The sequence below is a fragment of the Methylophaga sp. UBA3613 genome (assembly GCF_002375415.1).
In the GTDB taxonomy this organism is placed as follows: Bacteria; Pseudomonadota; Gammaproteobacteria; order Nitrosococcales; family Methylophagaceae; genus Methylophaga.
In genome coordinates, this window is record NZ_DFLS01000014.1 from 145,764 (window position 1) to 155,350 (window position 9,587).

Below are 9,587 nucleotides of genomic sequence, written 5' to 3' on the forward strand. Positions count from 1 at the left end.
GTCAGTATAGTCTGGCGTTTTTGTGCTTGTCCTGCCAAGAAAATAGCGTGCTAAAACACGTAACTAAATGTGTTCAGTGTGTGTTCAGCTTCATTATGGGAGACTGGCTCCGCACTGAGGCAAATAACTCAATAAAGAGAGGAAATATTCATGAAATATAGTAAATCACTGATCGCGGCTGCATTAGGTGCTGCATCTTTGTTTTCTGCGGCTGCAATGGCTGAAAATCATGTTGTATCAGCATCACTAACTTCATTTGACCCAATGGTTATCAAAGTTCAACCGGGTGATACTGTATCTTGGGACAAAATGAATGGTCATCTGGTCAATACTACATTCACTGATTCAGACGGCGAACACCAATATATCCCTGAAGGTGCTGAAGGTTTTATGTCCCAAATGGGCGAAAATTTTCAAACCCAGCCATTAACAGTTGAAGGTGTTTACATGTACAAATGTGATCCTCACTGGGGTGCTGGCATGGGTGGCTCTATTATTGTTGGTGAGCCAACCAACTTACAAGCTATCGTTGATTCAAAACCAAAAGGTGCCCTGAAACGGCTTGTGAAAAAAACACAAAAAGCTGTTGGAGAGTAACACTTACTCTACCTTTTGAGGCTTTTCTAAAGCCCGCATGAAAATGCGGGCTTTTTTGATCCAAAAAATTCCTTGCTATGCTAAAATTTAATGGTTTTATCTCAGCAATCCCAAGGCATAATGCTCTGCTGGATTCACATTAAATAACATATCAGGGGATATTCATCTGATGAGTGACACTATAGATACTGGCAAAAGACGGTTTTTAACAGCCGCAGCTAGTGTAGTAGGCGGTGCTGGCGCAGTGGCTGTAGCCATTCCTTTTGTATCATCCATTGCACCAAGTGCCAAAGCTGAAGCGGCTGGTGCTCCAGTACAAATTGATATCAGCCAGCTGGAACCCGGCCAATTACTAACGGTTGAGTGGCGTGGCAAACCGGTATGGATTTTCCGCCGTTCAGAAGAAATTTTGAATGCGCTAACAACTTTAAATGATGAGCTGCGTGATCCACAAAGCGAACAGACCCAACAACCTGAATATGCGCAGAACGAAACACGTTCTATTCGTAAAGAAGTAATGGTAATGGTCGGTATCTGTACTCACTTGGGCTGTTCCCCAACCTATCGACCTGAAATAGCTCCTGAAGATCTTGGCGCAAATTGGAAAGGTGGATTCTTTTGCCCCTGCCATGGTTCAAGATTTGACTTAGCCGGACGGGTTTTCCAAGGTGTTCCTGCACCAAGCAACCTTGTAGTCCCCCCTTACCATTTCCAAGGTGACAATGTTGTTATTGTTGGTGAAGATGCCCAAGGAGCTGCATGATGTCTATGATGGATTGGATTGACGCCCGCTTCCCGGCAACAAAAATGTGGAAGGAACATCTTTCGGAGTATTACGCACCGAAAAACTTTAACTTTTGGTATTACTTCGGCTCACTCGCCTTATTGATTCTGGTTCTGCAGATTGTTACCGGTATCTTTTTAACCATGAATTACAAACCGGATGCGGAACTGGCTTTTGCCTCGGTTGAATACATTATGCGTGACGTCGAATGGGGCTGGTTGATTCGTTACCTGCACTCTACTGGGGCTTCCGCCTTTTTTGTTGTTATCTATTTGCATATGTTCCGTGGCCTGATGTACGGATCCTATAAACAACCGCGAGAGTTGATTTGGATTTTCGGAATGCTGTTATATGTTGTGCTGATGGCAGAAGCCTTTATGGGTTATTTGTTGCCCTGGGGTCAAATGTCTTACTGGGGCGCTCAGGTAATTATTTCCTTATTTGGCGCATTACCGGTTATTGGTGAAGATCTGGCTCTTTGGATTCGTGGCGATTATGTGGTCGCTGATGCCACCTTAAACCGGTTTTTTGCCATGCATGTTATTGCCTTGCCAATCGTGTTGCTTGGCTTGGTAGCAGCGCATATTCTGGCTCTTCATGAAGTCGGTTCCAACAACCCGGATGGTGTGGAAATCAAGAAAAACAAAGATGCAAACGGTAAGCCAGTTGATGGCATCCCATTCCACCCTTATTACACTGTGAAGGATTTGGTAGGTGTTGTTGTCTTCCTGTTTATCTTTTCATTAGTGTTGTTTTATATGCCGGAATTTGGCGGCTGGTTCCTGGAAAAAGATAACTTTATTCCTGCCGATCCATTAAAAACACCGGAACATATTGTCCCGCTTTGGTACTTTACGCCATTCTATGCCATTTTACGTGCGGTGCCAGATAAGTTGTTCGGTGTTATTGCCATGGGTCTGGCGATTGTTGTGTTGTTCCTGCTGCCCTGGCTGGACCGCAGCAGAACCCGCTCTATTCGCTATAGAGGGCCTTATTTCCGTATCGCTCTGGTAGTGTTTGTTATTAGCTTTTTAGCATTAGGTTACTTAGGTACTCAGCCTGCAACGTTTCTTTATACTTTGATGGCTCAGATCTTTACCGTTCTGTATTTTGCTTTCTTTCTCCTGATGCCGATTTACACGAAATTTGATAAAGATAAACCTGTGCCAGAAAGGGTGACGACCAAATGAGAAATCTGATTTTTGCTGCTCTTGTTTCGATATTCAGTGTGTTCTCGACGCTCGCCATTGCAGCGGGGCCGTCATCAAAACTGGATACTGTCGATATTGATTTGACTGATAAAGCCTCTTTGCAACGTGGCGCTCACACGTTCGTTAATTACTGTCTAAGCTGTCATGGTGCATCATTGATGCGATATAACCGTATGGCAAAAGATTTGGGACTTACCGATGATCAAGTCACTGAAAACTTGATGTTTGCCACCGATAAAATTGGTGACACCATGCAAATAGCAATGCGAGCTGAAGATGCCAAACGCTGGTTTGGTGTTGTGCCGCCGGATTTATCGGTGATTGCTCGAGCAAGAGGTACAAACTGGTTATATACCTACCTGCGTACATTCTATCTGGATGAGAGTCGGCCAATGGGCACTAATAACCTGGCTTTCAAAGATGTTGGTATGCCACATGTCCTTTGGGAACAACAGGGATACCAGGCTATCGACGAGGATGGTCATTTAAGTGTTGAACAAGAAGGTGCGCTGACTCCTCGTCAATACGATATGATGAGCCGAGATCTAGTCAACTTTCTTGCTTATATCAGTGAACCATCTAAATTACAGCGTTTAGCGCTGGGTAAGTGGGTCTTGCTCTATCTTGCGATATTCTTTGTGATCGCACTGGCACTGAAAAAAGCTTACTGGAAAGACGTTCACTAACGCTACATTCCAAAATATAAGCAGTACAGCTAATGACAACACGTAATCGTAAACCACTGATGACATTGTACTCAGATGTACAATGTCCCTTCAGTCACCAAACCCGTATCGTTGTTCAAGAAAAGCAAATTGATTGTCAGATTGTAGATCTTGTTGATGGCCACTGGCCAGAAGAGGTGGCCTCAGCAAATCCATACGCTCAGGGCCCGACATTGTTTGATCGGGATATTGTGATATTTCATTCCCGAATCATTATGGAATATCTTGATGAGCGTTTCCCTCATCCGTCGCTGATGCCTAACGATCCAGGTGCAAGAGCTCAGATGCGACTGATGTTGCATCGTCTGGAAACGGACTGGTTTTCCATGTGGCCTCAATTATCCGGGCGTGATAAATCACCAGCAACCAAGGCCAAAAAAACGCTACGTGAGGATTTGACCGTTCTGGCACCATTGTTCGAACAATACGACTTTCTCATGAGCGACGAATTTTCATTAATTGATTGTTACGTTGCTCCGTTATTGTGGCGATTACCGCATTTGGGGATAAAATTACCTGATTCCGCCAAAGCGGTTGAACGTTATGCAGAAAAAATATTTAATAGAGATACCTTCCAGGCCAGTCTGAGCACAGCGGAGAGAGGAATGCGCTAATGAGCATGTCTTCACAAAAGCCTTATCTAATCAGAGCCATTTATCAATGGTTGCTCGATAACGATTGCACACCCTATTTACTGGTGAATACGGATTATGAAGGGGTTGTGGTTCCAGAACAGTATATTCGCGATTCGCGCATCGTTCTTAATCTGGCGCCAGATGCTATCGACGGCCTGAATATGGACAATGACTGGGTAAGTTTTTCAGCAAGATTTTCCGGCAAGGCCATGAATTTATTTATTCCGGTTATTGCCATTCAGGCGATTTATGGAAAAGAAAATAACGAAGGTATGTTCTTTCCAGAAGAAGAGCATCCCACGCCCCCGCCGCCAAAAGCTAAAGAACCAGGTAAACCAACCAATAAAACGACTAATGGCAAGCCAAGCTTAAAACTGGTCAAATAATTTAAAGCTTGTATTTCTCCATACGATAACGCATTGCCATACGGGTTAATCCAAGCTGTCTGGCCGCTCTGGAAACATTACCTGAACTTCGGTTCAAAGCCGTTTCCAGTAAATATTTTTCCACCTGATCAAGTGTCATTTTTTCGAACTTGGAGCCCCCTCGTTCGTCTTGGTTGTCACGGCCAAATGCTTTCAATGACAAATCATCAGATTCGATGACACTCTGTTTACAGAGCATTACGGCTCGCTCCAAAACATTCTCCAGTTCACGAATATTACCAGGCCAATCATATTGTTGCATTTCACGCATTGCATCATATGCAAGTCTTGGTTGTTCGACACCATAACGTTTGGCAAATTGCTCGATAAAAAACTGTGCAAGTTCCGCTATATCCTGTTGGCGTAACCGTAGCGGTGGCAGCTTAATCTCTACAACATTTAACCGAAAATACAAATCAGCTCGAAACTCGCCCGAAATCACTAATTGATGAAGGTCGCGATTGGTCGTAGCAATAATATGGGAATTCACCGAAATTTCTTTGGTGGATCCCAGTCTGCGAAGCTGTCTACGCTCTATGACATTCAGCAGTTTGGTTTGAGTTGATAACGATAATTCTGCAATTTCATCCAGTAATAACGTTCCATCCTCAGCGACTTCAATCAAACCGGGACGAGCAGGAGAGTTGGTTTCAAGGGTGCTGGGTGACTGACCGAATAACTCAGCTTCGATTGAAGCTTCCGGTAATGCAGCACAATCGACATGGACAAAAGGCCGATTATGCCGCTGACTTATTTGATGAAAATACCTGGCTAGAACACCTTTGCCACTGCCTGTTTCTCCGGTAATTAATACGACAGGGGTGGTATCCTTATTTTTATCCATGAGCTCAGAGAGCTGTTTTGCCTGCTGCCGAATAGCCAGGATTTCCTGACTAGTACCAATCAAATTAATTGGCTTGTGAGTCTTTTGTTCACGCTGTTCAGAATAATGTAACTGAAGACTGATAGCGTGATTGTGCACCACCTTCTCAATCGTCATCATCAGTTCATCCAAATCCACAGGCTTTTTGAGATAATCTGAGGCGCCGAATTTCATTGCATTAACCGCGTCTTCCAGCTCGCCATAAGCTGTCATCATGACCACAGGCAAGTTCTGCAGTGGATGTCCTGACACACGAATTTCAGCCAGTAAATCCAGGCCATTGCCATCAGGTAACCTGACATCCAATAGCAATACATCGATTGATTCCTGACGTAACAGTTTTTTTCCATCACTGATGTTATCGGCAATTTTGGCTTGATGACCTTCCCGTTCCAGCCGTCGTTTAACCGATTTGGCAAACAGGCTTTCGTCCTCAATTAATACAAAATTAAGCATGTAACATCCTATTGACGAGTCAGCGTTTTATCCAGGTGCAAGGTCAGTGAAACTCGCGCTCCACCCTCCGGAATATTTTCAAAAATCAAATCGCCCTGATGCTGTTTAACCACTTTCTGAGCAAAAGGAATACCCAGTCCGCAATTCAGCTTTTTATGCATTTGGCTGGTCTCTGCCTGAGGCGTTTCGCTAAAACCCGGTCCTTGATCTTCAATCTGCAATCCAATTAGCTGAGGTTTTTCCCAATAATGAATATGAATGGTTGAATTAATGGGTGACACTTCAATTGCATTTTGAATCAAATTGAAAATAGCCTGCTCCATCAGATTATTATCTATATTAATCAGCCTGGCCTCTTGCTGCCAGCCATGACGATTTACATGGATGTCTTTATCATTGAGTTGCAGGGCTGTCAGGGATAAAGCATTATCGGTGAGTTCGGTGAGTGTCGCCTCAACAAGATTGGGTTTTAACGGGTGCAGGTACATCAGTAGCGAGGTGACCCAGTTTTCCAGTCGATCTACCGCAATGATAATGTCTTTCAGCACGACTCGACCTTCTTCATTCGCTTCTTCGATAGAGACTTGTGCGGCCGCACGGATCCCTGCAAGAGGATTGCGTATATTATGAGCGACCAAAGGCACTAGTTCGCCTAATGCGGCTTGTTTTTTGGTTTCTATCAATTTGTCACGATTACTGGCCAATTCGTCAGCCATGCTGTTAATAGCCTGCGAAAGTCTTTGCAGTTCGTCGACACCTGTTAACGGAATATGATGATGAAAATCGCCGGTACTGATTATTTTGGCACCTTGGGTAACATTACGTAGTGGCGCCAGCATATTTCGACGGACAAACCATTTGGAGATAATGAGTAGAACTAATGCCAACATAATTGGCAAGGCTTCGCTGAGCAGCATTTTGCCAAACATCCGTTCATCAGAGTCAGTTAACTGCTGCTGTTGCTGTTGAAGATAGTGCTCGATATCGCTGAAAACCATTTCAAGTTGCTGAAAGGTTTGCTGTTCAAGCTGTTCATCTAACCAGAGTTTGTCATCATTGCTCAGTTTATCGTTATTCAGGAAACGTCGGGTTTCCTGATAAAACTTGTTATAGGCATATTCAATTTTGACGATCAAAAGCGCTTCGTCTGGCGAGCTCGAAAGCGCTTTTAACCGAGTTAGATAAGAATTAATCTGATCAACAAATTGGTAATATTGTTCTACTGCAAGCTCATCATTTAGAAAAACAACATCAAAGACTTCTTTTAGCTGACGATAAAGATCACCACGTAAATGTTGTACATGAGTATTGATTGAACTTAAACGCAGCGACTCTTCTGAACTTTTCTGCCAGACAAGTGCCCAGTTAAAGCTCATTAAGGCTGTCATGATAATTAACACCACAAAGCTGAGCTCATGGAACCTTAAGGCACCTTGAATGGATTGGAGTTTTTTTAAAAGTCTTTTCATTAAAAAAACGGGCACGAAGGCCCGTTTCATAAATTGTTACCTATCCGTTACTGGGGTTCAAAACCGGTAAATGTGACTTTTTCCTCAACCAGGACTGGGTCACCTTCTTTCCAGTTTTTACCGTCTGGCACAACAGTTTTTAATTGATAAATCTCACCAGGAATTTCTTCCGACATAGTAAAAATATAATATTTGGAAGAATACAATTTATAACGATCATTCTTGGGATCTTTGATATACGGTTGCACGATGTATTGCCATGCTTTTACTTTCTTGCCGTTGTAGTCCACTTCAATTTGCTTCTTGTCAGCCCCTTCAGCAAAAGACCAACGAAGCAGCCGTTGAAAATAACGCCACTCCCCCCCTGTCAACCGATTCATTTCATGAATGTCATATTCCAGAAACAAAACAAAGACACTATTACCCCGTTGGTCCAGGCGTGGTTCGTAGGGGCGTTTATTCTCGCCGGTAAAAAACTCAAAATAGGTATCTGCACGACCAGTATTACGAATATTATTGACCATCATTTCAATCGTGTCAGTGCGGTCCCCATCAACAAAACTGGTTTTAGAAAATTTATATTTCAGCACCCCTGGCTGATCAATATTTTTTAAATGCGCTTTATCAAATAACTCATTATTGATTTCTGACATGCCTGGCGCTGCAAACGCTTTGCCACTTATCAGCAATATTAATCCGAACAAAAAAACGATGTATTGGTTTGTCTTCACTGTTTGTTACCTCATGAATTTTTATAGGTGTTATGCTTAAATTCTTATATTCCAATTTATTATTTTTATTTGCTTATGACTCTACTTGAACGCCTAAAGATTCCCGCAATTGTGATTTCATGCGTATTACTTATTATCGCATGCCAGTCGGCAAACACTAATCGAATACTTGAAAAAAACAGTCCATATAATTATCAAGACACACTGGTAAATCTGGACATAGCCATCTCCGAGTATAATTACCGGATAATTCATAAAAGCGAAATTGGTTCTGCGATCCGTGAACGTGGCGATAAAAACTTCCCGTTATCTACTGTCATTAGCTTTTGTAATATTACCCACGCAAAAGAAATGATGTTGATTAATGAACAACTTATCAATGATATGCCCTGCATCATTACTGTTAGGGAAAGCAACAGTGGAGTGATTATTGGCACCAGATTAATGGATGAAAACGTGTCTGATAAAGATCAGGCAAGTTTTGCCGCCCGGATTAATGATGATCTGAAAAAAATAATAGAGGCTACTGTTTTGTAGCCTCTATTTTTCAGATATTGATTTAGTCAAACAGTGTATTAATCGTCATCATCCTTACGCGGTCTTTTCGCGGGAGTCGGACTAACGTTTTCCAAAGATGGTAAATTGTATTCAGCAATAATGGCATCAATCTCATCTTTATTCTGATCGATAAATTTATTCAGTAATTTATTCCAGTCTCTATTCGAATAACGAGTTGCCATACTGAAGCTGAATACATGCAACTGACCCAGTTCATTTAATGGATTTACCGTAATAGGCACATCCGATACCTTGGCATAGTAACCGGCTATTGGTCCCCACATCGGGATAACATCAATTTTACCAGCCGCTAAATCCTCTATCGCTCTACCTGGGCTTTCATTTACATCACCGCTCATCAATTGGTAATAAACAATATTCTCCCCCAAGCCCATATCAATTAAAGCTTTGGTAGAAATGGCACGATCAAACAAACCAATTTTTAAGGGTCCATGTTTTTCATTTACCTCTTTTAAATCTGACAGCTTAGTAATTTCATAACCTTCGCCACTCCGATAGGCAATCGCTTCAATAGAGCTGAAATACGGTTTGGTGGGTAATAGAAAATCCGTGTGTTCGGGAACGCTCATGGCGAGATCACACATATAGCCACCACGTTCGGGATGTTCTTTTTTAATCGTGTTACGTGAAAAACCGATGCGTTGTGGGAACCAGTAATATTCAACCGGAATTCCTAATTTTTCACCTAATAGTTCAGCAATTTTATTATCGAAACCTTCCTTGTTTTTATTGGAATAGGGCATATTGTTAGGATCCGCGCAGACCCTTAATACTTCTTGTCCCTGAATTGGCTTCAAATCTTCAGCATTAACTGCAAACGAGGCACCCAGTAGAGCAGACGCCAGGATTGCCCATTTTTGTAGTTTTATCATTCTCTCTTCCTTATTGCTTATGGGAATTTGTAAGACATTTCCTATGCCGTTTTTGTTCAAAAAAAAACCCGGCATCTTTAAAAGATACCGGGTTTTAGGGTTTAACTTAAGTATATTTTTTAATACTTAATTGGTCTTACAGGCTAAATACGCTCAGAACACCACCCAGGTTAGTCCAGCTAGACAGTGCACGATATGCACCAACTGCGCCCAGACCGTC

11 protein-coding genes are annotated in these 9,587 nt (G+C 42.4%); 7 read left to right on the plus strand and 4 right to left on the minus strand.

Translation table 11 applies throughout. The features are described from left to right. Positions 1-150: 150 nt before the first annotated feature. The 6 genes from B3S93_RS15530 to B3S93_RS15555 all read left to right on the plus strand — a co-directional run bounded on the left by B3S93_RS15530 (position 151) and on the right by B3S93_RS15555 (position 4,338). Positions 151-597, plus strand: coding sequence for a plastocyanin/azurin family copper-binding protein (locus B3S93_RS15530; RefSeq protein ID WP_292401080.1), 447 nt, complete (start codon positions 151-153; stop codon positions 595-597). A gap of 169 nt (positions 598-766) precedes the next feature. Next, positions 767-1,360 (plus strand): ubiquinol-cytochrome c reductase iron-sulfur subunit, encoded by a 594-nt coding sequence (gene petA / locus B3S93_RS15535; protein WP_292401083.1) that lies wholly within the window; start codon positions 767-769, stop codon positions 1,358-1,360. Beyond that, positions 1,357-2,571: a cytochrome b gene (locus B3S93_RS15540; protein ID WP_292356065.1), complete on the plus strand. Its 1,215-nt coding sequence runs from the start codon at positions 1,357-1,359 to the stop codon at positions 2,569-2,571. Before petA ends, B3S93_RS15540 begins: the two co-directional genes overlap by 4 nt. Next, positions 2,568-3,278 (plus strand): cytochrome c1, encoded by a 711-nt coding sequence (locus B3S93_RS15545; RefSeq protein WP_292401085.1) that lies wholly within the window; start codon positions 2,568-2,570, stop codon positions 3,276-3,278. Before B3S93_RS15540 ends, B3S93_RS15545 begins: the two co-directional genes overlap by 4 nt. A 32-nt stretch (positions 3,279-3,310) precedes the next feature. Further along, complete coding sequence (locus tag B3S93_RS15550) at positions 3,311-3,931, plus strand: glutathione S-transferase N-terminal domain-containing protein (protein WP_292356061.1); 621 nt, start codon at positions 3,311-3,313, stop codon at positions 3,929-3,931. Continuing rightward, entirely contained in the window at positions 3,931-4,338 is a 408-nt protein-coding gene (locus B3S93_RS15555) for a ClpXP protease specificity-enhancing factor (protein WP_292401087.1), read from the plus strand. Before B3S93_RS15550 ends, B3S93_RS15555 begins: the two co-directional genes overlap by 1 nt. 1 nt (position 4,339) lies before the next feature. Here the strand turns inward: B3S93_RS15555 and B3S93_RS15560 are convergent, their stop codons facing one another. From B3S93_RS15560 to B3S93_RS15570, 3 genes are read right to left on the minus strand one after another with little or no spacing between them, the layout of a single operon-like run. Then, positions 4,340-5,716: a sigma-54-dependent transcriptional regulator gene (locus tag B3S93_RS15560; protein ID WP_292401090.1), complete on the minus strand. Its 1,377-nt coding sequence runs from the start codon at positions 5,714-5,716 to the stop codon at positions 4,340-4,342. 8 nt (positions 5,717-5,724) lie between these two features. Further along, positions 5,725-7,215, minus strand: coding sequence for a sensor histidine kinase (locus B3S93_RS15565; RefSeq protein ID WP_292749270.1), 1,491 nt, complete (start codon positions 7,213-7,215; stop codon positions 5,725-5,727). 17 nt (positions 7,216-7,232) lie between these two features. Then, positions 7,233-7,916 (minus strand): hypothetical protein, encoded by a 684-nt coding sequence (locus tag B3S93_RS15570; protein WP_292401096.1) that lies wholly within the window; start codon positions 7,914-7,916, stop codon positions 7,233-7,235. A 111-nt stretch (positions 7,917-8,027) separates the two neighbouring features. Here B3S93_RS15570 and B3S93_RS15575 point away from each other — a divergent pair, with 111 nt between their 5' ends. After that, complete coding sequence (locus tag B3S93_RS15575) at positions 8,028-8,453, plus strand: DUF302 domain-containing protein (protein WP_292401099.1); 426 nt, start codon at positions 8,028-8,030, stop codon at positions 8,451-8,453. Between the two features lie 38 nt (positions 8,454-8,491). Here B3S93_RS15575 and B3S93_RS15580 read toward each other — a convergent pair whose 3' ends face one another. Next, a complete protein-coding gene (locus B3S93_RS15580) occupies positions 8,492-9,367 on the minus strand; it encodes a quinoprotein dehydrogenase-associated putative ABC transporter substrate-binding protein (protein WP_292401103.1) in 876 nt (291 codons plus the stop codon). Positions 9,368-9,587 lie beyond the last annotated feature (220 nt).